The sequence below is a fragment of the Pseudomonas sp. P2S-1 genome (assembly GCF_057197725.1).
In genome coordinates, this window is record NZ_CM170068.1 from 2,486,133 (window position 1) to 2,509,673 (window position 23,541).

22 protein-coding genes are annotated in these 23,541 nt (G+C 62.6%); 6 read left to right on the forward strand and 16 right to left on the reverse strand.

Annotation, left to right across the window (positions count from 1 at the left end):
• Position 1: 1 nt before the first annotated feature.
• Genes AC2CQI_RS10935 through kdpF form a run of 6 tightly spaced genes read right to left on the reverse strand, consistent with a single transcriptional unit; the run spans position 2 to position 7,803 of the window.
• Positions 2–700, reverse strand: coding sequence for a response regulator (locus AC2CQI_RS10935; RefSeq protein WP_075806776.1), 699 nt, complete (start codon positions 698–700; stop codon positions 2–4).
• Positions 697–3,351: a DUF4118 domain-containing protein gene (locus tag AC2CQI_RS10940; RefSeq protein WP_484580144.1), complete on the reverse strand. Its 2,655-nt coding sequence runs from the start codon at positions 3,349–3,351 to the stop codon at positions 697–699. The genes AC2CQI_RS10935 and AC2CQI_RS10940 overlap by 4 nt, the downstream gene beginning before the upstream one ends.
• 15 nt (positions 3,352–3,366) lie before the next feature.
• Positions 3,367–3,927, reverse strand: a complete 561-nt coding sequence (kdpC, locus tag AC2CQI_RS10945; protein WP_484580145.1) for a potassium-transporting ATPase subunit KdpC — start codon at positions 3,925–3,927, stop codon at positions 3,367–3,369.
• 16 nt (positions 3,928–3,943) lie between these two features.
• Positions 3,944–5,998 (reverse strand): potassium-transporting ATPase subunit KdpB, encoded by a 2,055-nt coding sequence (gene kdpB / locus AC2CQI_RS10950; RefSeq protein WP_484580146.1) that lies wholly within the window; start codon positions 5,996–5,998, stop codon positions 3,944–3,946.
• Complete coding sequence (gene kdpA / locus AC2CQI_RS10955) at positions 5,995–7,704, reverse strand: potassium-transporting ATPase subunit KdpA (protein ID WP_484580147.1); 1,710 nt, start codon at positions 7,702–7,704, stop codon at positions 5,995–5,997. The genes kdpB and kdpA overlap by 4 nt, the downstream gene beginning before the upstream one ends.
• 9 nt (positions 7,705–7,713) lie before the next feature.
• Positions 7,714–7,803: a K(+)-transporting ATPase subunit F gene (kdpF, locus tag AC2CQI_RS10960; protein ID WP_075806771.1), complete on the reverse strand. Its 90-nt coding sequence runs from the start codon at positions 7,801–7,803 to the stop codon at positions 7,714–7,716.
• Positions 7,804–8,180: 377 nt separating this feature from the next.
• Between kdpF and AC2CQI_RS10965 the strand changes: the two genes are divergently transcribed.
• Positions 8,181–8,966, forward strand: coding sequence for a sulfite exporter TauE/SafE family protein (locus AC2CQI_RS10965; protein WP_484580148.1), 786 nt, complete (start codon positions 8,181–8,183; stop codon positions 8,964–8,966).
• Positions 8,967–9,696: 730 nt separating this feature from the next.
• On the opposite strand, the gene AC2CQI_RS10970 is transcribed toward AC2CQI_RS10965, so the two are convergent.
• From AC2CQI_RS10970 to AC2CQI_RS11000, 7 genes are all read right to left on the reverse strand, one after another.
• On the reverse strand, positions 9,697–10,101 hold the full coding sequence (locus tag AC2CQI_RS10970) for a hypothetical protein (RefSeq protein WP_484580149.1): 405 nt from the start codon (positions 10,099–10,101) through the stop codon (positions 9,697–9,699).
• Positions 10,094–11,533, reverse strand: a complete 1,440-nt coding sequence (locus tag AC2CQI_RS10975) for a PAAR domain-containing protein (protein ID WP_484580150.1) — start codon at positions 11,531–11,533, stop codon at positions 10,094–10,096. The genes AC2CQI_RS10970 and AC2CQI_RS10975 overlap by 8 nt, the downstream gene beginning before the upstream one ends.
• Before the next feature lie 292 nt (positions 11,534–11,825).
• Positions 11,826–12,110, reverse strand: coding sequence for a hypothetical protein (locus AC2CQI_RS10980; RefSeq protein WP_484580151.1), 285 nt, complete (start codon positions 12,108–12,110; stop codon positions 11,826–11,828).
• A 549-nt stretch (positions 12,111–12,659) separates the two neighbouring features.
• A complete protein-coding gene (locus tag AC2CQI_RS10985; protein WP_484580152.1) occupies positions 12,660–12,857 on the reverse strand; it encodes a hypothetical protein in 198 nt (65 codons plus the stop codon).
• 65 nt (positions 12,858–12,922) lie between these two features.
• Positions 12,923–13,213: a hypothetical protein gene (locus AC2CQI_RS10990; RefSeq protein ID WP_484580153.1), complete on the reverse strand. Its 291-nt coding sequence runs from the start codon at positions 13,211–13,213 to the stop codon at positions 12,923–12,925.
• 466 nt (positions 13,214–13,679) lie between these two features.
• Entirely contained in the window at positions 13,680–14,828 is a 1,149-nt protein-coding gene (locus AC2CQI_RS10995; protein WP_484580154.1) for an acetyltransferase domain-containing protein, read from the reverse strand.
• A gap of 78 nt (positions 14,829–14,906) precedes the next feature.
• Positions 14,907–15,521, reverse strand: a complete 615-nt coding sequence (locus AC2CQI_RS11000) for a DUF998 domain-containing protein (protein ID WP_484580155.1) — start codon at positions 15,519–15,521, stop codon at positions 14,907–14,909.
• A gap of 131 nt (positions 15,522–15,652) precedes the next feature.
• Between AC2CQI_RS11000 and AC2CQI_RS11005 the strand changes: the two genes are divergently transcribed.
• On the forward strand, positions 15,653–16,531 hold the full coding sequence (locus AC2CQI_RS11005) for a LysR substrate-binding domain-containing protein (RefSeq protein WP_484580156.1): 879 nt from the start codon (positions 15,653–15,655) through the stop codon (positions 16,529–16,531).
• Positions 16,532–16,798: 267 nt separating this feature from the next.
• Here AC2CQI_RS11005 and AC2CQI_RS11010 read toward each other — a convergent pair whose 3' ends face one another.
• The gene (locus tag AC2CQI_RS11010; RefSeq protein WP_484580157.1) at positions 16,799–17,575 is read right to left on the reverse strand and encodes a hypothetical protein; all 777 of its coding nucleotides are present in this window, start codon (positions 17,573–17,575) and stop codon (positions 16,799–16,801) included.
• A gap of 387 nt (positions 17,576–17,962) precedes the next feature.
• Here AC2CQI_RS11010 and AC2CQI_RS11015 point away from each other — a divergent pair, with 387 nt between their 5' ends.
• Positions 17,963–18,679 carry a hypothetical protein gene (locus AC2CQI_RS11015; RefSeq protein ID WP_484580158.1) on the forward strand — a complete coding sequence of 239 codons (717 nt, stop codon included), beginning with the start codon at positions 17,963–17,965 and terminating at the stop codon, positions 18,677–18,679.
• Positions 18,680–18,906: 227 nt separating this feature from the next.
• On the opposite strand, the gene AC2CQI_RS11020 is transcribed toward AC2CQI_RS11015, so the two are convergent.
• Positions 18,907–19,572: a hypothetical protein gene (locus AC2CQI_RS11020; RefSeq protein ID WP_484580159.1), complete on the reverse strand. Its 666-nt coding sequence runs from the start codon at positions 19,570–19,572 to the stop codon at positions 18,907–18,909.
• Positions 19,573–19,801: 229 nt separating this feature from the next.
• On the opposite strand from AC2CQI_RS11020, the gene AC2CQI_RS11025 reads away from it, so the two are divergent.
• Positions 19,802–20,233 (forward strand): MAPEG family protein, encoded by a 432-nt coding sequence (locus AC2CQI_RS11025; RefSeq protein ID WP_484580160.1) that lies wholly within the window; start codon positions 19,802–19,804, stop codon positions 20,231–20,233.
• A 213-nt stretch (positions 20,234–20,446) separates the two neighbouring features.
• Complete coding sequence (locus tag AC2CQI_RS11030; RefSeq protein ID WP_484580161.1) at positions 20,447–20,965, forward strand: cysteine hydrolase family protein; 519 nt, start codon at positions 20,447–20,449, stop codon at positions 20,963–20,965.
• 142 nt (positions 20,966–21,107) lie between these two features.
• Here AC2CQI_RS11030 and lysA read toward each other — a convergent pair whose 3' ends face one another.
• Complete coding sequence (gene lysA, locus AC2CQI_RS11035; protein ID WP_484580162.1) at positions 21,108–22,325, reverse strand: diaminopimelate decarboxylase; 1,218 nt, start codon at positions 22,323–22,325, stop codon at positions 21,108–21,110.
• A 130-nt stretch (positions 22,326–22,455) separates the two neighbouring features.
• Here lysA and AC2CQI_RS11040 point away from each other — a divergent pair, with 130 nt between their 5' ends.
• Positions 22,456–23,370 (forward strand): LysR family transcriptional regulator, encoded by a 915-nt coding sequence (locus tag AC2CQI_RS11040; protein WP_064303161.1) that lies wholly within the window; start codon positions 22,456–22,458, stop codon positions 23,368–23,370.
• Positions 23,371–23,541: the final 171 nt, after the last annotated feature.

Consider the following 23,541-nt stretch of genomic DNA (forward strand, 5'->3'; position numbering starts at 1 on the left):
GTCACATCGAATCCTGCCCGATCAACCGATACCCCACTCCCGGCTCAGTGACGATAAACCGCGGCGCCGTCGGATCATCCCCCAGCTTCTGCCGCACATGCGCCACCACGATCCGCAGGTAGTGGCTGTCCTCCACATGGGTCGGCCCCCAGATGTCCTTGAGCAACTGCTGCTGGGTGATCACCCGCCCCGGATGCCGGGCCAACTGTGCCAGCAGCGCATACTCCTTGCGGGTCAGCGCCACCTCTTCGCCGTCCAGGGTCACCCGCCGGTACGCCAGGTCCACGGTCAACGGCCCGAAGCTCAAGGCCGCTTCCGGCGCACTGGCCTGCGGCACCTGGCGCAGCAACGCACGCACCCGGGCGAGAAATTCCTGGATGCCGAACGGCTTGGTCACATAGTCATTGGCCCCGCCATCCAGCGCCTGGACCTTCTGCGCCTCGCTGGCGCGTACCGACAACACCATCACCGGCACCGCACTCCATTCACGCATTTCGCGCAACACCTGCTGCCCGTCCATATCCGGCAGGCCGAGGTCGAGTACAACGAGGTCCGGCCGCGACAAGGCGGCATGGCGCAGCCCCTCGGCGCCGGTCCCCGCCTCCAGCACCTTGTAGCCCTGGGACACCAGGCTGATACGCAGGAACTTGCGGATCTGCGGTTCGTCGTCGATGACCAGCAGGGTCGCGGTCTGGCTCATGGGGTCTCGCTGTCCAGTGGGGGTTGGGCCGGAAGCGGCAAGCATAGTGTGATGCAGGTACCGCGGCCAGCCAGGCCGTCCTCGACGCGGATATGCCCGCCATGGGCGCCGATCATGCCGCGACAGATCGCCAGGCCGAGCCCGGTGCCCTGCCCGCCCCGGTCACCCCGGGCAGCGGTGTAGAACATGTCGAAGATCCGCTCGCGGTCCGCCTCGGCGATGCCCGGCCCCTCGTCCGCCACGGCGAAGCACAGCAACTCGTCCTCGACCGTGACGCGCAGTTCCAGATGCCCCTGGACCGGCGAGAAACGCGCCGCGTTCTCCAGCACATTGATCAGCGCCTGCTCGATCAGCGCCGCATGCACGTACAGCAGAGGCAATTCGGCCGGTACTTCGGTGTGCAGTTGCAGGGGCGCCAGCACCACCCGCAGGCGGTTCAGGGCGCTGCCGACGATATCCGCCGGCGCCACCCAGTCCCGCGCCAGCTTGAGGCCGCCGTGGCCGAGACGGGTCATGTCCAGCAGGTTCTGGATATAGCGGTCGAGGCGCTCGGCTTCGTCGCGGGTGCCTTCGAGCAGTTCGCGACGGTCCTCGGCGGGGATCGCATCGCCCAGGGCCAGCAGGCTGTCGATGCTGCCGCGCATGGCGGTCAGCGGCGTGCGCAAGTCATGGGAGACCGAGGCGAGCAAGGCGCTGCGCAGCTGTTCGGTCTCGCCATGCAGGCGCGCCGCTTCCAGTTGTTCGGCCAGCTTCGCCCGGGCCAGGGCCTGGGCCAGCGGCTGGCTGAGGGACTTGAGCAGACGCCGGCGCTGGGTCGGCAGACGCTCGTCATCACGGGCGCGTACACCGAGCAAGGCCAGCGGACCTTCATCCACCGACAACGGCCACCACCACCAGCGCCCGTTGGGCAGGGTGTCGCTGCCCTGCCCGGCTTCCTGTTCATGCTGCCAGGCCCACTCGGCGGCGGCGCGCTCGTTGTCGCTAAATTGCAGCTCGCCGCCGAAGGCCACCTGCAGGCGCCCTTCGCTATCACGCTCCAGCAGGCACGCCTGCACGTCCGGCCAGTTTTCCAGATGCTGGCCGGCAGCGCTGAACACCGCCTGGCGGTCGGTGGCGGCGGTGAGCCGGCGGGTCAGTTCGAGCAGTTGCCCGGTCTGCTCCTGGGTTTCGCGCAGCACCTTCAACTGGCGGCGCTGGCGCGCGGCGAGATTGCCGGTGAGCACCGCCATCAGCAGGAAGAACAGCGACGTCAGCACGTCTTCCTCGCGCTGGATGGCCAGGGAGAAGTTCGGCGGGATGAAGAGGAAGTCATAAGCCAGGAACGACAGCACCGCACAGGCCAGCGCCGGCCCGATGCTGCTGCGTACCGCCACCAGCAATACGGCGGCGAGGAACACCAGGGAGATATTCGGCAGGTCCATCACCTGCGCCACCGCCGAGGCCAGCCCGGTGGCCAGCAAGGTGGCGGCCAGGGCCAGGGCGTAATGCCGCCAGACCCACTCGCCGCTGCGCACGGCACGGGCCGGCTCCGGCTGCCCGTCGCGGTCGAGCACGTTGATTTCCAGACCGTGGGCTTCGCGCAGCAAGCGCGTGGCAACCCCGGCGCCGAACACGCGACGGCGCAGGCGATCCCGCGATTGCCCGACCAGCACCAGACTGGCCCGGCGCTCGGCAGCATGCTGGATCAGCGTGCGCGCCACTTCCCCGGCCCGCAGCACCACCACTTCGCCACCGAGCCGCTCGGCCAGTTGCTGGGCTGCCTGCAGGCGCTGGCGGGCGGTTTCGTCGCGCAGCTTGCCGTTGTCCACATGCACCAGGCTCCACGGCAGATGACGACGCTGCGCGACCCGGCTGGCATGCCGCACCAGCCGTTCGGCCTGGGCATCGCCATCCACCCCGACCAGCAAGCGCCCGCGCAAGGCCGGGGCGTCCTGGCCGAGGCGGCGGTAACCGTGGGCCAGATCGGCATCCACCTGGGCCGCCGCCGTCTGCATCGCCAGCTCGCGCAAGGCGGTGAGATTGGTCTGGGTGAAGAAGGCATCGATGGCCGCCCGGGCCTGCTCCGGCACATAGACCTTGCCGTCACGCAGGCGCTCCAGCAGCTCCCGCGGCGGCAGGTCGATCAGCACCAGCTCGAAGGCTTCCTGCAAGACCCAGTCCGGCAGGGTCTCGCGGACCTGCACGCCGGTGATGCCACGCACATGATCGTTGAGGCTTTCCAGATGCTGGACGTTGACCGTGGTGTAGACATCGATGCCCGCCGCCAGCAGTTCCTGAACATCCTGCCAGCGCTTGGCATGGCGACTGCCGGGGGCGTTGCTGTGGGCCAGTTCGTCCACCAGCGCCAGTTCCGGCGCGGTCTTGAGCAGGCCGTCGAGGTCCATTTCCTCCAGCATCACCCCACGGTATTCCGAGCGCAGCAACGGCTGCTGCGGGATACCGCCGAGCAAGGCCTCGGTCTCGCTGCGCCCATGGGTCTCCACCACCCCGGCCAGCACCCGCACGCCATGGCGCAGGCGGGTGTGGGCGGCCTGGAGCATGGCGTAGGTCTTGCCCACCCCCGGCGCCGCGCCGAGAAACACCTTGAGCCGGCCGCGCCCCTGGCGCGGCAGCTCGGCCAACAACGCATCGGCGCGCTGGGAATCACTCATGGTCGGGTCAGGTCCTTATTTCGGCAGTGGCGCAAGGTGGTCGAGGGCGGCGTTGAGGGCGAGGATATTCACCACCGGCGGGCCGACCAGAGGTTGCAGGGTGGCTTGCTCCACCAGTCCTTGCAACGTCTGTTGCGGGATTTGTCGGGCTGCGGCTACCCGAGGCAGTTGATAGGCCACGGCCGCTGGCGGCAGATGGGGGTCGAGCCCGCTGCCGGAGGTGGTCAGCAGCGCCTGGGGCACCGGGCCCTGGGCTGGGCTGAACAGCGTACCGGCGCTGTCGCCGATACGCTTGGCCAGGGCCGGGTTGCTCGGTGCCAGGTTGCTTGCGCCGCTGGACACGGTGGCGTAGTCCGCTGCCGAGGGCCGCGCCTGGAACCAGGCCTCGCCGCTGAACGGCTGGGCCAGCAGGCGCGAACCGCGCACCTGGCCCTGGTCATCGCGCAGCAGGCTGCCATTGGCCTGATCGGGGAAGGCCACCTGGGCGATGCCGGTGACCGCCAGCGGGTAGACCACGCCGGTCACCAGGGTCATCAGCAACAGCAGGCTCAGGGCCGGACGAAAATGGGTGGTCATGTTCATGTCCTCGAATTCACACCAGTTGCAGGGCGTTGAGCAGCAGGTCGATCAGCTTGATCCCGGCGAAGGGCACCAGCAGGCCGCCCAGGCCGTAGATCAGCAGGTTGCGCCGCAGCAGGTGGGCAGCGCTGGCCGCCTTGACCCGCACCCCGCGCAGGGCCAGGGGAATCAGCACGACGATGATCAGTGCGTTGAACACGATCGCCGAGACGATGGCGCTCTGCGGGCTGGCCAGTTGCATCAGGTTGAGCACGCCGAGCTGCGGATAGATCGCCGCGAACAGCGCCGGCAGGATGGCGAAGTACTTGGCCACGTCGTTGGCGATGGAGAAGGTGGTCAGGGCGCCACGGGTCACCAGCAGTTCCTTGCCGACCTGGACCACGTCCAGCAGCTTGGTCGGATCGCTGTCGAGATCGACCATGTTGGCCGCCTCGCGGGCCGCCTGGGTGCCGTCGTTCATGGCCATGCCGACATCGGCCTGGGCCAGGGCCGGGGCGTCGTTGGCGCCGTCGCCGCACATGGCGACCAGGCGGCCTTCGTCCTGCTCCTGGCGGATGCGCGCCAGTTTCTTCTCCGGGGTGGCTTCGGCGAGCACATCATCCACGCCGGCTTCGGCGGCGATGGCGGCGGCGGTCAGCGGGTTGTCGCCGGTGACCATCACGGTGCGGATGCCCAGCTTGCGCAGCTCGGCGAAACGCTCGCGGATCCCGGGCTTGACCACGTCCTTGAGGTGGATCACGCCAAGCAGGCGCTTGTCGACGCAGACCAGCAGCGGGGTGCCGCCACTCTGGGCGATCTTGTCCACTTCCCGGGCCAGGGCCGGCGGCAGGTCGAGGCGCTGCATGCCAACGAAGGCCAGCACCGAATCCACCGCGCCCTTGCGGTAGCGACGGGGGCCGAAGTCGACACCCGAAAGGCGGGTCTCGGCGCTGAAGGCCACCGGCTCGAACTGCCCGGCAACCGGTTCGACGAAGTCATGCAACTGGCGCAGGAACTCGACGATGGACTTGCCTTCGGCGGTGTCGTCGGCCAGCGACGCCAGCAAGGCGCCCTCCCCCAGTTCCCTAGCGGTCACGCCTGGCGCGGCGAATACTGCGCTGCAACGGCGGTTGCCGAAGGTGATGGTGCCGGTCTTGTCGAGCATCAGCACGTGCACATCACCGGCCGCTTCCACGGCGCGGCCGGAACGGGCGATCACATTGAGGCGCACCAGGCGGTCCATGCCGGCGATGCCAATGGCCGAGAGCAGGCCGCCGATGGTGGTGGGGATCAGGGTCACCAGCAGCGCGACGAGGAACACCGTGGGGATCGCGCCACCAGCAAAGTGGGCGAACGGCTGCAGGGTCACGACCACGATCAGGAAGATCAGGGTCAGGCCGATCAGCAGGATATCCAGGGCAATCTCGTTGGGGGTTTTCTGCCGTTTGGCGCCCTCCACCAGGGCGATCATGCGGTCCAGGGTCGACTCGCCGGGGTTGGTGCTGATGCGCACCAGCAGCCAGTCCGACACCAGCCGCGTGCTGCCGGTGACCGCCGAGCGATCGCCGCCGGACTCGCGGATCACCGGCGCGGATTCACCGGTAATCGCCGCCTCGTTGACCGCGGCGATGCCTTCGATCACCTCGCCGTCGCCGGGGATCATTTCGCCGGCCTCGACCCGTACCACATCGCCCTTGCGCAGCGCGGTGGCGGCGACCACTTCGAAGCTGCCGGCGGCAGTGCGACGCCGTGCGGTCAGGCCCTGGTTACCGGCCTTGAGGCTGTCGGCGCGGGCCTTGCCACGGCCCTCGGCCAGGGCCTCGGCGAAGTTGGCGAAGAGCACGGTGAACCACAGCCACAGGGCGATCTGCACCGCCACAGCGGTGGGCACCTGCTCATCGGGCAGCAGGCACAGCAGCGTGGTGAAGATCGCCGTCAGTTCCACCACCAGCATTACCGGGGCGCGCTTGAGCTGACGCGGGTCGAGCTTGACGAAGGCTTGCACCAGCGCTGGCCGCCACAGGGCGGCGAACGAGGTTTGCGCGCGGGTGGTTGGTGCCGTTTTCACATCGCGAATCGGCATGTTCATGGGGTGACTCCTTGCAGGGCCAGGCTCAGGTGTTCGGCGACCGGGCCAAGGGCCAGGGCCGGGAGGAAGGTCAGGCCGCCAACCAGCAGGATGGTGACCACCAGCAGGGTGACGAACAGCGGGCCGTGGGTCGGGAAGCTGGCTTGCCCTACCGGTGCGGTCTTCTTCAGCGCCAGGCTGCCGGCCAGGGCGAGCACCGGGAGGATGTAGCCGAAGCGCCCGATCAACATGCCGAGGCCGATCATCAGGTTATGGAAGGTGGTGTTGGCGCCCAGGCCGGCGAAGGCCGAGCCGTTGTTCGCCGCCGCCGAGGTGTAGGCGTAGAGCAACTGGCTGAAACCGTGGGGGCCGGGGTTGCTGATGCTCGCCGCCGGGCCCGGCAAGGCGGTGGCCAGGGCGCCGAGGATCAGCACGCCGACCGGCATCACCAGCAGGGTCGCCACCAGCAGTTGCACCTCCCGCGCCTGGAGCTTCTTGCCGAGGTATTCCGGGGTGCGGCCGATCATCAGGCCGGCGAGGAACACCGCGATCAATACGTTCAGGAGCATGCCGTAGAGCCCGGCACCGACGCCGCCGAAGATCACCTCGCCGACCATCATGTTGACCAGCGCGACCATCCCGGTGAGCGGGTTGAGGCTGTCGTGCATGGCGTTGACCGAGCCGTTGGAGGCGGCTGTGGTGGTCACCGTCCAGAGCACGCTGCCGGTGGTGCCGAAGCGGCTTTCCTTGCCTTCCAGCGGCGCGCTCCGTTCCACCTGCGGATTGCTCAGCGCCGGGTTGGGCTGGTGCTCGGCCCACAGCGCGGTGGCGCCGCCGACCAGGAACAGGGCGAGCATGCCGGCGATGATCGCCCGGCTCTGGCGCATGTCCTTGACGTAATGGCCGAAGGTGAAGACCAGGGCCACCGGGATCAGGATGATCGACACCACTTCGAACAGGTTCGACCAGGCCGTCGGGTTCTCGAACGGATGGGCCGAGTTCACCCCGAAAAAGCCGCCGCCGTTGGTGCCCAGTTGCTTGATCGCAATCTGGCTGGCGGCCGGGCCGAGAGGGATGACCTGGTCGGCGCCTTGCAGGGTCACGGCATGGACGTAGTCGGTAAAGGTCTGCGGCACGCCCTGCCACACCAGGATCAGCGCCAGCACCAGGCACAGCGGCAGCAGGCCGTAGAGGGTGGCGCGGGTCATGTCGACCCAGAAATTGCCCAGGGTGCCGGCACTACGGCGGGCGATGCCACGGCACAGTGCGACCAGCACGGCCAGGCCGGTGGCGGCGCTGACGAAGTTCTGCACGGTCAGGCCGATCATCTGGCTCAGGTAGCTGAGGGAGGCCTCGCCGCTATAGGACTGCCAGTTGGTGTTGGTCATGAAGCTGATGGCGGTGTTGAACGCCAGCGACCATTCCTGGCCGGGCAACTGTTGCGGGTTCAGCGGCAGGTAGGCCTGCAGGCGCAGCACGGCGAACAGGAACAGGAAACCAGCGAGGTTGAACACCAGCAGGGCCAGGGCGTACTGCTTCCAGTTCTGTTCCTGTTGGCTGTCGACGCCGGCGATGCGGTAGCAACCGCGCTCGACCGGCCCGAGCACCGGGCTCAGCCAGGTGCGCTGGCCTTCCATCACCTTGTAGTAGAAGCGCCCGAGCCAGGGTGCCGGCAGCAGCACCAGGGCGAAGAAGGCCAGGAGCAATGCGTAATCGTAACTGTGCATGGCCGCTCCCTAGCCGCGATCGGCGCGCAGCAGCGCGGCCATCAGGTACACCAACAACGCCACTGCCAGCAGCAGTGACACCCCGTCCAGAATGCTCATGAGAAATCTCCGTTCGGCGGCGGGTGCCGCGTAGGAAAATTCTCTGGCTTAGGGGCGTAAAGGGGCGAGACAGGTGTAGGGCTTGGGGCATAAAGATTGCGTAAAAAGCCTGGGATTCGCGGTGTTCTTCAGGGCCTCATCGCTGGCAAGCCAGCTCCCACAGGTCCAGCGGTGCACGCGATACCTGTGGGAGCTGGCTTGCCAGCGATGAGGCCCTCAAAGTCAACAAAAATGCACCTTACACATATCCAGGCCAGCTTCAGTGCATAGACCGAATCGATATCGGTTATAAGCTAATTCGATACAAATATATTTGGGCATAAAAACATCCGTTATGCTGCGCCGGCCCCGTCGATCAAGAGCGTGTCAGGTAGCGTATGGATGTAGGTTCGTTTGGTTTCACCATTGCAGGTCTGGTAGTAGGTTTCATCGTCGGCATGACCGGCGTCGGCGGCGGTTCGCTGATGACCCCGATCCTGCTCTGGTTCGGCATCAACCCGGCCACGGCGGTCGGCACCGACCTGCTCTACGCGGCCATCACCAAGGCCAGTGGCGTCTGGGTCCATGGCAAGCAGAAGAATATCGACTGGGCCATCACCGGCTGGCTGGCCCTGGGCAGCGTCCCGGCGGCAGCGGCGACCCTGTGGTTCCTCAGCACCCTGCACACCGACACGGCGGCGCTGAACGCCGTCATCAAGCAGGGCCTGGCGGTGGTGCTGATCCTCACGGCGCTGGCGATCCTGTTCAAATCCAGGCTCCAGGCCTTCGCCAGCAAGCATGCCGGTGATCGCTATCACCTGAGCGGGCGCAGCCTCAACATCCTGACCGTGATCACTGGTGTGGTGCTGGGGGTGATGGTTTCGCTCACTTCCATCGGCGCTGGCGCACTGGGCACCGTGGCGTTGTTCCTGCTCTATCCGTACCTGGTCACCCGCCGCCTGGTCGGCACCGAGATCGCCCACGCCGTGCCGCTGACCCTGGTCGCCGGGTTGGGGCATGCGAGCATGGGCAATATGGACTGGTCGCTGCTGGGGTATCTGCTGCTGGGCTCGCTGCCGGGGATCTATATCGGCAGCCATCTGACCGGGAAGATTTCGGACTCGGTGCTGCGGCCATGTCTGGCGGGGATGTTGTTGTTGATTGGGTATAAGTTGGCGTTTTGATTGGGCGCTGGCTGGATGAGAAAGGCCGCTGGAGGGATCCAGCGGCCTTTTTTATTTCAGTGTCTAACGTGCGATGCTCACACAGGAGCCGCGTGGTATAGATCTGACGCTAGCCATTTAGATAAAGATACGAAAGCAGCACAACGATCAGAAACCAGAAAATACTAACCTTCTGAAAAATGCTGTCCCTGGACAGGATGCGTCTAAAGTGCCTCGGAAATGACTTAACATCACCATTCGAAATAAACCCGATCGAAAGAAACCTAGGCTCTGATACTGCACCATGCAGAAGTCCTGGAATGAGCATTTTCTTGAAAAACCCCAATGAAGCATACACTTTCATCGTAGAGCTCAGATCAGGACTGCTTTTTATCTCCATCATCATTTCGTCCAGATACTTTCTTGTTATGTACACCCTATAGGAAAACGAAACCGCGAAGGTAACCGGCACCCCTAAAATAGAGATAAACATTAGTATGGATGACCAGACATACCAATCAACCGTATAGATTAAGCTCATCACCAGCCTCTCCAGCCTGCACCGCAACCACACCATTTCTGAGTCGCGCAGCAGCGCTGAAAAATTGGATTTCTGATTTTTAAAATGCTGTCGTTCGGAGCAAGCTCTACGAGAAATGCCGCCAGGTGATCCGGGCGGCTGCCACTGTTCCAAAACCAGCAATTACAATGCGACGCGAGTCCTATGGCGGATTGTCATGATCGGCAACTACTACATTGCCGAGGTACCACTTCTAATCGCCACCAACACACATATGGTCGCTAGAATAACTCCCGAGAAGCACATAAAAATACTGTATATTAAAAGTATGCACTTCAACTCATTAGGAAACTCATGAATATCCTGAGCAAAAACCTCACCCTTCTTGATATAAAAGCGTGAGAACAGGACAAAGTCAGCCAAGATCGCCATCAACGCCAGACGATTGACTAGACCTCGACTATATCTCGCCCCCCACTCTCCAACTTCTGGACTTCTCGAAAACGCCCCCAATAGCCGCCCAAGGTACTTCCTGGTAATGTAAATGCTTCCCAGCAGGAAAGACCAAGCTGCCAAAAAGGCGCCACCTAAAACCGTAGCTGTCACCTTGATCGGCCAGGTGTCGATATCAATCATAGAGAAAGGCGTCATATATGACTTCCCCCAATGCCCCACCTGCGTTTTCCCCGTGGATGGTTCCAAGCGCTGCTCCACTGCCGACTCCTATTGCGGAACACAAAAAACCACCAACCCTGTGGATTCCCAACAACGCACATACCTTTTTCCCGGCGAATCCGCCCAAGGCACCGGCAGCCAGTCCGGAAGCTGTCGCCCCAGTGAACTTTCCACCCTCCACCATCCAGGCCTTCTGGCACTCTTCATCCGAACCACTAGTGCAAGCCTCATAAATAATAGGCCCAGATGCCGCCCCACCAATCGCGATTGCAATGTACCCACCGGTCTTCATGTACTTGGTTGCATTGCTCATACCTTGGATATGCTTTGCGTAACCAGGAATCGGCCCCGGCCCACCGGCCTTGTTCCAGTGATGCACCAGGCTTCTGGTGGAAACCTTCAACGCTTTCTTGAGTTTCGGATGATCACCCAAAGAGGTTTTACTGCGAAGCCATCGCGAATTTAATAGCTTAGCGTCAAGTTCACTGATGAGTCGTCGACGTTCCTCTATAAACCGCTTGCTACCCAAGTGCCCATCTCGACGGTAGCTATCTTGATGGAGCTTCTGGAACGCCTCCATATTTTCTTGGAGCTCCTTGAAATACCGCTCCATCACCGCAGCACTGACACCCGCCCAGAGCGAGGTATCCGCCAGGAAAGAAGAGATCTGCCCTTGATACTTGATCATGAAATCAGCATCTTCCGGCGACAGGTCCTTCAGCGCCTCAGCCACCTCCTCCGCCGCCTCCATCAAATGCGCCTCTTGCTGCATGCACATGTAGTTGCGGGGATCGCTGAGCACAACCAACTGCCCAGCCTTGACGATGTCCTGACCAAGACTGCCGTTCATTGCGTTGAACTTGCGCATCACCTCGGGAGAAGGCCCCCCCCCGAACAGTTCGGCTTCCAGTGAGCGGCGACCAATGGATTTCGGAACGATGTAGAAGCCGGGCTCGGCCAGTTCGTTGTCTTCAGTTGGTGTCGAAGACCGAGCAGCAGGCACTGGCGGAGCAGCCCGCGTGGCAGCAGCAGGTTGAGAATAGGGTTGTGGCTGAGCCGGGCTTGAGCTAGCTGCCGCCCCGGTAGCCGGCTCTGCTACCCGCGTAGGCATTCCATCCTTCGCTATGAGTCGATTGCTGCCTGCTGGGCAACCACACTGAATACGCGCCCCGTCTACTGCTGTAGGCTGCCCCATCCATTTGAAGGCATCCAGGCCTTCAGCGATGGTGCCGACTTCACCACATCGAGGACATCGCGTGGTCTTGTCGCCCAGCCGCAGGACACCGCGTCCATCCTGCGCCATGTTGGGCAAGCTGCTGAAGCAGACCGCGCCCGTAGTAGTCTGGTCACCATGGAGACCTTGACCCAGGCCGAAGAGTATTGAGCGGGCCATGATTCAAACGTCCTTCTCGAAGCAGGACAGCTCCTGGGTGACGGACAACACAGGCGAAACTTCATTGGTACAACGTGAGGTGCTGATATCCATGGCATTGCTCCTTGCTTGTGAGCCCCGGCCTTGTCTTCGAGATGAAAGGACAGCGGTGCGTGTCGGTTGGGAGGCTGCAACCGTGAAGGTTCGGAGAGACTGGATAAATCAGACGTTTCTGACGGATTTGTAGGACTTTTTTGAAGTTGCTTGGAAAGACTGCCGTGCAGACCCGGCAGCCTTACGTTCAGCGCTCAACTCAACAGATGGACTTCTGACCCGCTTTCATCAGCGACTCCACCAACGCCTGACAGATCTCCAGCGAATGCTGGGTCGCCCAGGCCAGGCTCTGCATCGGCTTGCTCGCCGATTCGCAGACCTGGTAGTTGGTTTCATAAGCCGAGGACAGGGACATGGTCAGGTGCACGAGGACATCTTCCATGCTCGCGCCTTCGCAGACGCTGAACAGCGGCGGATGGGTGCCGTTGCAGGTGGCGAAGTGGGTGTGGGCGGTGCGGGGTGGGTCGGGTACCGGTTTGTTCATGTTGGCGTTCCAGAAAAGTGACGGAAACCATCACCCAGGACGTGACCAAACGATTGGGTGACGACTGTACGCGGATTGGTCAACCGGCATTCTGGAACACACTCCGGCGCACCCGAAGGTGCTCCGCGCACAGCCGCCATGACAGCAGCAGCCGACGCAAGCGTCCGTCAAGACGAGCGTTCCAAAAATGAGCAGGTGACCAAACCTGATCGCCAAACCGCAGCGACCGGCGAAGACTAGGCAGCCATTTCCAGGAGTGCAACGTCAAACGAGGCGCGGAAGTATGATTGGGAAATCGCCTACAGAAAAGTCGGACACAGCGGGAATTTCGTAGCTATATGATGCGACACCTTTACAAGCCTCACGAGCACCGCGGACCCTGTGGGAGCTGGCTTGCCAGCGATTGCGGTAGTGAATTCACCATCGCTATCGCTGGCAAGCCAGCTCCCACAGGGTCCGCGTCGTCAGTCCCCGCCGCTAAGCCTTCATCAGTTCGCTGCGGTCTACCAATTGACACGAGTCGCATAGAACTTGCTCCAGAAGAAAGGATCACGCGCAGCTTTCCTCGCATACAAGGGATCGGAGCAGTATGCATCTCTTAAACGCAGTGACCCCAGCGCTCGTCTTTCCGCTTCTTCCAGGCTTATGACCCCAGCCTCCCAGAACTGGCTCCAATAGCTGTCTGCCTTCAGAACTGCCGAAGGTTCTTGTGTGGAAGTCGTAATGGGCATGAGCCACCTCCGGCACAGCGTTTTCTAGAGATACGATTACAGATCAGAGAAGGCCATCAATATGAGATGGCCTCGGAAGGATCATTCTTTTCTCTGCTTCCCCTCTGCCGTCTTAAGCAACGACTCCACCAACGCCTGACAGATCTCCAGCGAATGCTGGGTCGCCCAGGCAAGGCTCTGCATCGGCTTGCTCGCCGATTCGCAGACCTGATAGTTGGTTTCGTAGGCCGAGGACAGAGACATGGTCAGGTGCACGAGGACATCTTCCATGCTGGCGCCTTCGCAGACGCTGAACAGCGGCGGATGGGTGCCGTTGCAGGTGGCGAAGTGAGTGTGGGCGGTGCGGGGTGGATCGGGTACGGGTTTGATCATGGTGGCACTCCGGAAGTCTGAGAGAATCGCCATCCATAACGTGACCAAACGATTGGGTGGCGACTGTACGCGGATTGGTCAACCGGGACTTCAGGAGCATTATCCGGCGCACCCGAGGGTGCTCCGCGCACAGCCGCCATGACAGCAGCCAACGCGCTCAACGTTGAAGATGAGCGACTCCAAAAAAGTCGACAGGTGACCAAACCTGATCGCCAAACCGCAGCGACCGGCGAAGACTAGGCAGCCATTTCCAGGAGTGCAACGTCAAACGAGGCGCGGAAGTATGATTGGGAAATTGCCTACAGAAAAGTCGGACATAGCGGGAATTTCGTAGCTATATGCGACACCTTTACAGACCTCACGAGCACCGCTAACCCTGTGGGAGCTGGCTTGCCAGCGATAGCGATGGTGAATTCACTATTGCAATCGCTGGCAAGCCAGCTCCCACAGGGTCCGTGTTGTCAGCCTACAAGTACTTCAACCAGGCAATATCCCGCCGCCGCGCCTTCAACCGGGCAAACCAGCGCACCGGCAGATACAACGCCAGCGCCAGCACCACCGCCCCGGCCCACACCGCGGCCATCGAATCAAACCCGAAATACTGCCCATGATTGGTCCCGAACAGCCGCACCGCCAGCACATACAGCACCTTCAACACATACAGGTGCAGCAGGTAGAAGAACATCGGCGCCGCCCCGAACACCGCCAGCCAACGGACCACCCTGCCCTCGTTCCGCCGCTCGAACGCCACCAGCAGCAACAGCCCGATTCCCAGGGTCAACGCCAGGAACAGCAGCGAAGGCGGATACTTGGTGATATTGAAAAAGCTCATGACCGTCTGCACCGCGGTCTCGCCACCTGCCCACGGTTTCTCGCCATACCCATTGAGCAAGCGCAGCACGAAGAACACCCCCAACGCCGAACCCGCCGCCAGCAACAACCGCCGACTCCGCACCAGCGCCTCGCTGCCCCGGGCAAACCACGGCCCCATCGCATACCCAAGTGCAATGACCCCGATCCACGGCAGCAACGGATAAGACGTGCGCAAACGCAGCCCCTCGGACACCTCGATCCAGCCCCGGTCATGCAGCACCGCCCACGGCACGTGCATCGCCGACTCCACCGGGAAGTGCACGCCATCCAGCAGGTTATGCCCCGTCACCAGCACCACACCCAGCCCGATCAGCACCGCCCGCGGCAGCCAGATCAGCGCACTCAAGGCCAGCATGCTCAGGCCGATGGCCCAGATCACCTGGAGATAGATCACGCTCGGCGGCAACTGGAAGGTCCAGGCGAAGTTGACCAGGGTGAATTCCAGCACCACCAGGAACAAACCACGCTTGAACAGGAAGCCCGACACCGCCGCCTTGCCCTGCTGCTTCTCGCCATAGAGAAATGCGGAAAGACCGGTCAGCAGAATGAACACCGGCGCACACAGGTGCGCCAGGGTGCGGCTGAAGAACAGCGTCGGATCAGTCTGGCCCACGTCCATGGGATCGCTGACCTGCATATGCAGGTAAAAAGTCTCGCGGACGTGATCCAGCAACATGAAGAGAATGACCAAGCCACGCAGGGCATCGATCGAGTGAAGACGGGTGGAAGGCGGGGCAGACATGCGCAGTCGGTACTCACTGAAATAACGTAATGTTATTACATGATGTCACGTAGCCCATCGTCTTTGCCAGCCCTCACCTCAGCGCTGGCTCATCCACGCCAGTACGGCCAGCCAGATCACCGCAGTTCCGTAGTTGAGGCGTTGGTACAGGCCAAAGCCATGTCCGTTTTCCATCGCCCCGGCCATCAAGCCGACGGTGACCAGCGCCAGCACCGTGCACAGCAGCGAGAACCGGGAAAAGGCCACCGAGCCGAGCAGGCGTTTGCCCAGGAAGATCCACAGCGTGCTGGCCAGGGTCAGGGTGAGGAACATCACCAGCCCCGACAGGTTGTGCATGCGTTGGGAGAACGAGGGCTCCGCCGGCACACAGCCCTGGTCGCAGGGGAAATACCCGGCACTCATGCTGGCCAGCCCATGCACCATCACCAGCAGCGCGCCGAGCCAGGCCAGCCGCGATCCTTCGAAACGCCGGAACAAGCCCACCCCGCACAACACGAACAACAGCCCCAGCGGCAGGTTGTTCACCCAGGGCGAAAGCTCATGGGTCGGCGCCCCCACCGCGCCCAACTGACTCATGGCCAACTCCACATGGCTGTACCCCGGGAACTGGCTGGCCGTGATCAGCACCCCGAAAAACAGCCAGAACGGCACCAGCAGCCCGGCGCCCAGCAATACCCGATCGATCGTCCTCATAGCCCTCATGGCTCCGTTGTTGTTGGATGAGGAATGCTAGTGATCCCGACGACGAAATCGTTACCGAATTTTTTGCAAGGCAGCTTGCCCATGCGTCATCCTGTCGCCCCCTTGCAAGGACTGCATCTCCCGTGACACGACGTCTCCCCGGTACCACCGCCCTGCTCGCGCTCGAAGCCGCTGCCCGCCATCAGAGTTTTGCCCGCGCCGCGCAGGAACTGTCCCTCACCGAAGGCGCCATCAGCCGACAGATCGCCAAGCTGGAAGACCAGGTCGGCGTACGTCTTTTCCACAGGGTCGGTAATCGCGTCGAACTGTCCGACCTGGGTGCACGCTACGCCGCCGAGATGCGCGAGGCGCTGGAGCTGATCGAACGCCGCACCCGCCAGTTGCAGGCCGATGCCCGGGTCGATGCGCCGCTGGAAATCGGCGTGATCCCGACCCTGGCCAGCCGCTGGCTGATTCCGCGCATGGCCGATTTTCACCAGCGCCACCCGCAGGTGCGGATCAATCTTCGTGAACGCACCGAGCCGTTCAACCTGGCCGACAGCGGGCTGCATGCGGCGATCAATATCGAGCACCCGGCCTGGAGCGGGATGCAGGTGCAGGCGTTGTTCCAGGCGCCGCTGCTTGCGGTGTGCCATCCGGGTCTGGCCGAGCGTGAGCCCGCTGAGCTGCCGTTGCTGCACAAGCACGAGGATGGCGAACAATGGGCAGCCTATGCACGGCACAGCGGCATCGCGCTTCCCCAGCATGAAAGCGGCCCACGTTATGACCGTTTCTCCCTGCTGATCGACGCCGCCCGTGCCGGCATGGGCATGGCGCTGGTGCCGCGCCTGTATGTCGAGGAGGATCTGGCGCAGGATCGGCTGCGTGCACCCTGGCCGGAAGTGGCACAACTGAGCGAACGCTATGTGCTGGTCAGCCGGCCGGGAGAAGCGCCGGTGGCGCTGGAGGTATTCCGGGAATGGCTGTTCGGGGAAATCGAGAAAGGCCAGCCGTCCGGATGAACCTCACCCGGACCGCTGGTGAAGATGGCCTCACAAGATCCCGCCTCGGCGCGCGCCTTGAGCGCCTGACGCCGCCTGGCCTCCTTGTCCCGGTCGATACGCAGGATGTGCGTCCTGCCCAAGTGCTGGTAATCGATCACGCTGTGTACGCTGACGCCGGATTGCCTGGCGAGAAAATCGGGATTCATGGGGGTGCCTCCTGAAGAGTGCGATGCGCCTGCAAAGCCGGCGGCCAGCCCCCAGGGCCTGGCTGCCAGCCACGCAGCGTTACCAGGTGCCGACAAGCTGGTAATGGCCACCCAGCTCCACGGTGAACTCACGGTCCGGCGCCTGCGGGAACACATCGCGGCAGTTGGGCATGGTGAAATGCACCTGGCCGAACGTACCACTCAGTTCCATGCGGTTCTCGCCGGCCGCGTCATGGTGAACTTCCATGAAGCCCGAAGTCGGCGCGACCGAGATGTAATACATGTCGACGTCAGGGTTCGGCAAATAGCCCAGGCCATAACGCATCCAGGGCCGGGTAAGCCCTTCGTTCGGCAAGGAGAGGTCGTGGGAAGTGGAGCCGCTGTGTTCATCGAAGACCCAGAAACCGACGAATTCCACGAGCGCGCCATACAGGCTGTTGGGCGAGTAATTTTCCGCTCTCAAGAACCAGGCGGGGCGTGGTCTGTGGTCCGGGCCAGAAAAGTTGTAGTTGCGCTCCTTCTCCATATGTTGAGCGACAAACTCGGGATTGCGCTCCACCCCATCGAGCAGGAACCCGGTCGTGAAGATATCGTCATCGGGCAACTGGATACCGCCAGCGGAACGCCGCTGCGCAGCACGACGCAGCTCAGGCGCCTTGCTCAGATCGATACGGAAGATATCCGCGCCCTTGACGTGCTTGTGTTCCACCACGCTCTCCGGTCTCAGGCCCGCCTGCAAAGCAAGTTGTTTGACATCCATGATGTCGTCTCCTCGTAGCGCTGCAATGAACAGGATGCTTCGTCCCGACGGGGTTCGAAGAAAACCGCGCGCGGCAGCGACACGTGCGGTGTTCATCGGCGAGGTCGCCGAACTGCGCGAGGCCAGTCTATGACCGGCAGAGGTTTCCCACACCTGACAGAAATACCAGGTACCCCGCCCGGCCATGCGTTAGCTGATCCCGCGCATGGCCCTGGTGCCGCGGCTCCATGTCGAGAGGATCTGCGCAACGGCGAGCTTCGCGCGCCATGACCCGAGGCGGCGGCGATGGGTGAACGCAATGTACAGGTCAACCGGCGGGGAAGCCGTTCATGACCAGACAGATACACAAAATATTTGCGCACTGACATTTTCTTCCCTGGCCTGGACCATACCCTCATCCGGCCCACACGGGATCATCTATGCTCCTCCCGGCAACCGGCCATCATTCTGCCACCCATCAAGTTCCAGGAAGGAAGTACGCGCATGACAACAACACTTAAAGCCCTGTCGGCAAGCCTGGCCATGTGCAGTGCGCTGGCGGGCTGTGCCGTGCCCTACAAAAACGTCGACAATCATCAGCTGACACCCACCACGAACGAGTTCGTTTCGGTGCATCCGGGCAACTCGGACTGGGTAGAAAGGCAAACGGGCAACGGGATCAAGCGGCAATACTGGGCGGAACTGAACAACCAGGAAATCAATGACCTGCTGCCGCTGGAAAAGAACTTTGTATCGATCCTGAAGACCGACCACGAAGTGGGCGTCGGCTACATGGGAGCGAAGTTTTCCGGCAATGCCGGTAACTACACGGTGATCTTCGATTACTCCAAGTACCGAGACGAGCTCACCGACAATGGAAACCTGCCCTGCCTGGTGGGAGTCGGGATCCGGATCAAAGCGTCGATCACTACCAAGAAGGCCAACCTCGACCTTGGAAGCCTCATTGCCATCGGCTTCGCGGCCAAGGCCGGCAACCTGACCGGCACCATGGAAATCACCAAGATAGGGATCAACTCGCCAAAGCTGGGTTCGATGCCAAACTTTGCGGAAATCAGCGAGAGCTCGATTCAATCTGCCATCCAGGTGGTCGGCGCCATTCAGAACAGGATGTACGACGAGAGCACCAAGCTCACCCCCCACGTCCTGGCCGTGCAACTGGCTCGTATCGACCCAGCGCAGCAACCAACGCCGCAGCCCTGAGCCGCTCCTCGCCAGACTGTAGCCCGGACAATACCCCATCCGGACTACCGTTGGCCTCGAGTGCGCTGGCATTTGCATAACGCTTCGTCCCGGCGGGGTTCGAAGAAGACCGGCACGTGGCAGCGGCACGCCCGGCCTTCATTGGCGAGGTCGCCGAAATGCGCAAGGCCAGTCCATGGCGATGGCCTTCCCTGCACACCTGACAGAAATATCAGGTCGCTGCGCCGTTACCAGGTGCCGTTCAACCGATAGAAACCGGACGGCAGGTACACCAGGAATCCGCGGTCAGGCGCTTGCGGGAAGTGCTCATGGAGATTGGGCATGTCGAACTGCACCCGGGCGAATGTGCCGCTCAGCTCCTGGGCATTCTCGCCGGTGTCGATATGGTTGACCTCGATATTGCCCTTGCTGGGGTTGACCCCCAGCATCACCAGTTTGTCACCTTCGTCCAGATACCCCAGGCTGTATCTCGCCCAAGGCCGGGTGAGGTGCTCGTTGGGCTGGGAAAAATCATAGGTCGTGCTGCCACTGTGCCGGTCGAACGTATAGAACCCAAGACGTTCGACGACCGCACCATGAAGGGCACGTGGCCCATAGACTTCGGCTACCAGGCGCCAGCCCGGGATACGCGGCTCACCGGGCAAACCGGGATCGACGAAATTGAGCTGCCGCGCCTTGAGAAGGTGATCAGGCGTGAACCGCACTGCCGTGCCATCCACCGTCCGGTCCGTGTCGAAAATATCCTGGTCGCGCGCGCGCGTTTCGATTGCACGGCGCAGTTCAGGTTCGTTTTTCAGGTCGATACGCAGGATGTCCGCACCTTCGACTTCCTGATGATCCACCACGCTTTGCGCTTTGACACCGTGCAACTGGGCAAGAATTCTGACATCCATGATGTCCTCTCCTGATAACGCTGCAATCGTTGGGATGCTTCGTTCCTGCGGGGTTCGAAGAAGATCGGCACGTGGCAGCGGCATAGCCGGCCTTCATCGGCGAAGTCGCCGAACTGCGCAGTGCCAGTCTATGACCGGCAGACATTTCCCACACCTGACAGAAATATCAGGTACCCCGCCTGGCCACCTGCTAGCCTGCGTCACCGCCATCGCTTGCAAAGGAATGACTATGAGCGCCCTGCTGTCCGTGTATGCCTTGTGTGTCGTGATCCTGTTCCTGAAGATGCTGGGCATCTCCTGCTATCAGGGCTACTACCGCATCAGTCGCCTGACCTTCCAGAATGCCGAAGACGCCCGCTTCGTCGGTCGCCAGGCGAGCGCCGAGGAGTTGCCCCAGGTCACGCGGGCAGCCAGGGCCTGGGCCAACGATCTGGAAAATATCCCGCTGTTCTTCGTGCTCGGCGGCCTGTGCGTGGCGCTGGACACTGCCGCCGGCGCCAGCCTGGCGCTATTCTGCGTATTCACGGCCGCGCGCATCGCCCATACCCTGTGCTACCTGCGGCAATGGCAACCGTGGCGAACCCTCGCCTATGCCATCGCCCTCGCCTGCCTCCTGGGCTTGGCCGGGATGGTGGTGAGCCGGGCGCTGGCACTGCTGTGAGGGTTGCAATCAACCCGCCATCAACGCTACTGTCGGCCTCATGAACCTTTTCCACAGCACCTCGGCCACCACCACGACCACCACCGCCAACGGCGGGGTGCACGGGTGTTCCTGAGCTGCTGACAGCCAGACCCGAAAGGCCCCGCCAGCGATGGACGGGGCCTTTTTCGTTGGGGTTCCGGTATCGCTGGCTTATCACAAGGAGCGATACCCATGGATGCACTCTTGATTCTTGATCTGCAGGTCGGCCTGGTTCATGGCCCGGATAAACCGTGGCGCGGCGAGGCGATGATCGAAGTGGTCAATAGCCTGCTGGACAAGGCCCATGCCGCTGGTGCGCCGGTGTTTCTGGCCCGGCATGTGGGGCCGGAAGGCTCGCCGTTGGCGCCGGACAGTGCGCTGACCCGGTTGATCCCCGAGCTGCGCCTGGACGGCAGCGAGCAGGTGTTCGAGAAGCGCCGGCCGAATGCGTTCGTCGGCACCGGGTTGGTGGAAATGCTCAGGGACTGTGGCGCTACGGGCGTGGTGATTGCAGGCATGAAGACGCAGTACTGCGTGGACAGCACCTGTCGTGCGGCGGGGGACCTGGGATTTCCGGCGGTGCTGGTGGCGGATGGGCACAGCTGTTCGGATACGCCGGGGTTGAGCGCGCAGGCGATCGTGGCGCATCACAACGGGACGTTGGCGGGGGCGTTTTGTCGGGTGGTGATGGCTCAGGAGTTCGAGTTCTGATCCTGACCTTGTGGTGCTGCTGATGGCCCTATCGCTGGCAAGCCAGCTCCCACAGGGATTGCACCGGTCTCAAGGGCAGAGGTGAACCTGTGGGAGCTGGCTTGCCAGCGATGAGGCCATCAGCAGCAATGAAGATCCTGAATTACAGCCCCTGCTCCAGCGCCAGCAGATCAGCCAGCGGCTGCGCCCGACGGATCAGCCTCACCTCGGCCCCGTCCAGCAATACCTCGGCCAGCAGCGGCCGGCTGTTGTAGTTCGACGACATCGATGCGCCATAGGCCCCGGTGTCATGCATCACCAGCAGATCACCGACCTGCGGCTGCGGCAGCAAGCGCGGGACCAGGCCCTGGTCGTCCTGGGTGAAAACATCGCCGGACTCGCACAGCGGCCCGCCCACCACGCATTCCACTTCGGCACGGTCCGCCGCGTCGAGCACGCTCATATGGTGATAGGCGCCGTACATGGCCGGACGCATCAGGTCGTTGAAACCGGCATCCACCAGCACGAACTGACGGCTGCCCGCACGCTTGACCGCACGCACTTCAGTCACCAGGCGACCCGACTCGGCCACCAGGAAACGCCCCGGCTCGATCTCCATGCGCACCGGGTGGGCAAGGAACGCCTCGATCTCTTCCCGGGCCTGCTGCCAGGTGCTGGCGTAGCGCTGCACATCCACCGCCACGTCGCCTTCGCGGTACGGCGTGGACAGACCACCACCAATGGAAAACGCCTCGATATCGTGGTCCAGCGATTTGATGGTGGCGACCATCGCCCCGCCGACCTGAGCCAGGTGGCCGTAGTCCACACCCGAACCGATATGCATGTGGATGCCCACAAGGTGCAGGCCGTACTGACGGATCACCGCCAGGGCATCGCCGACTTCGTCATGCCAGATGCCGTGCTTGCTGTTCTCGCCGCCGGTGTTGGTCTTGCGGCTGTGGCCGTAGCCAAAGCCCGGGTTGATGCGCAGCCAGACGCGATGGCCCGGGGAGTGTTCACCCAGTTGGCGCAGCATGTCGATGGAGCCGCAGTTGACCTCGACCTTGAGCTCGACCACGCGGGCCAGGGTCGGCTTGTCCAGCAGGTCGCAGGTCAGGACCACGCCGGCCGGATCGCCTTCCGGGCTGTAGCCGGCCAGCAGGGCGCGCTCCAGTTCACCGAGGGACACCGCATCGACGCGCACGCCGTGCTCGCGCATCAGGCGCAGGATATGCAGGTTGGAGCAGGCCTTCTGGGCGAAGCGGACCACGTCGAAGCAGTCCAGCCGCGCGATGCGCTCGCGGATCACCGCAGCATCGTAGGTCCAGAACGGCGTGGGGAATTGCAGCGCGGCGGCGGCCAGGGCGGAAGGCGTGGTCATTGCGGGAAACGTCCTGCGGGGATTGGGAAGATCGCCATGATGCCGAACGGCAGCCATTCAGAAAAATATCTATTCTTTGTCAGATCATTCAGTTCTGATATGCATCCTCTCCAGCAACAGGCCTGCCGCCATGTCCCTGTCCGTCCGCCATATCGAAGTCTTCCGCGCCATCATGCTGGCCGGCAGCGTCACCGGTGCAGCACGTTTGCTGTTTACCTCGCAGCCGACCGTGAGCCGGGAGCTGGCGCGCCTGGAAAGCCTCAGCGGCTTGACGTTGTTCGATCGCCAGGGCGGACGCCTGCTGCCCACCGCCCAGGCACTGATGCTGCTGGAGGAAGTGGAGCGCTCCTATGTAGGACTGGAACGGATCAACAGCCTGGTGGAGTCGATCCGCCGTTTCGAGCACGGCCAGTTGGACCTGACCTGCCTGCCGCTGTTTTCCCAGACCCTGCTGCCTCGGGTGTGCAAGCAGTTCCAGCGCCAGCATGCCGGGGTCGGGCTGTGCATCAGTGCCCAGGAATCGCCGTTGCTGGAGGAATCCCTCAGTGCCCAGCGGCATGACCTGGGGCTGACCGAGGGTGAACAGGTGCCACGGGGCACGCGGGGCGAGTTGCTGTTCAGCGCCGACATGCTCTGCGTGCTGCCCGACGGACATGCGTTGCTACAACGCGAGCGCCTGGCGGTGGCGGACTTCCAGGGCGTGGCCTTTATCAACCTGGCCGGGCGGGATATCTATCGCCAGCAACTCGACGAGCAGTTCCGCCAGGCCGGTGTCGAGCGGCATACGGTGATCGAGACCACCAACGCGGCGTCGGTGTGCGCCATGGTGCGTGAAGGGCTGGGGGTAGCAATCATCAATCCACTGAGCGCGCTGCGCGAGGCCGGGCGAGGGTTGCAGGTGCGGCGGCTGGAGGTGTCGATTCCGTATCGGGTGATGCTGGTGCAGCCGGAGTTTCGGCCGTCTTCGGGGTTCGTCGAAGCGTTTTGCGGGGCGTTGAGGGCTGAGGCCGGGGAATTGATGGAGAGTCTTGAAGAGATTCGCTGACCATCTGGTAACTAATCCATTAAGCAGCCTCGCTTCAGCCAGAAACCTCAATAAAAACCAAGCTTAATATAGTATAAATACTATATATTACAGGTATTACTTCCATATAAACTCAGGACTGTTATATAACTCCCCCCGAGCCATCTGCGCCGCCTCTCTTCGACAGGGAAG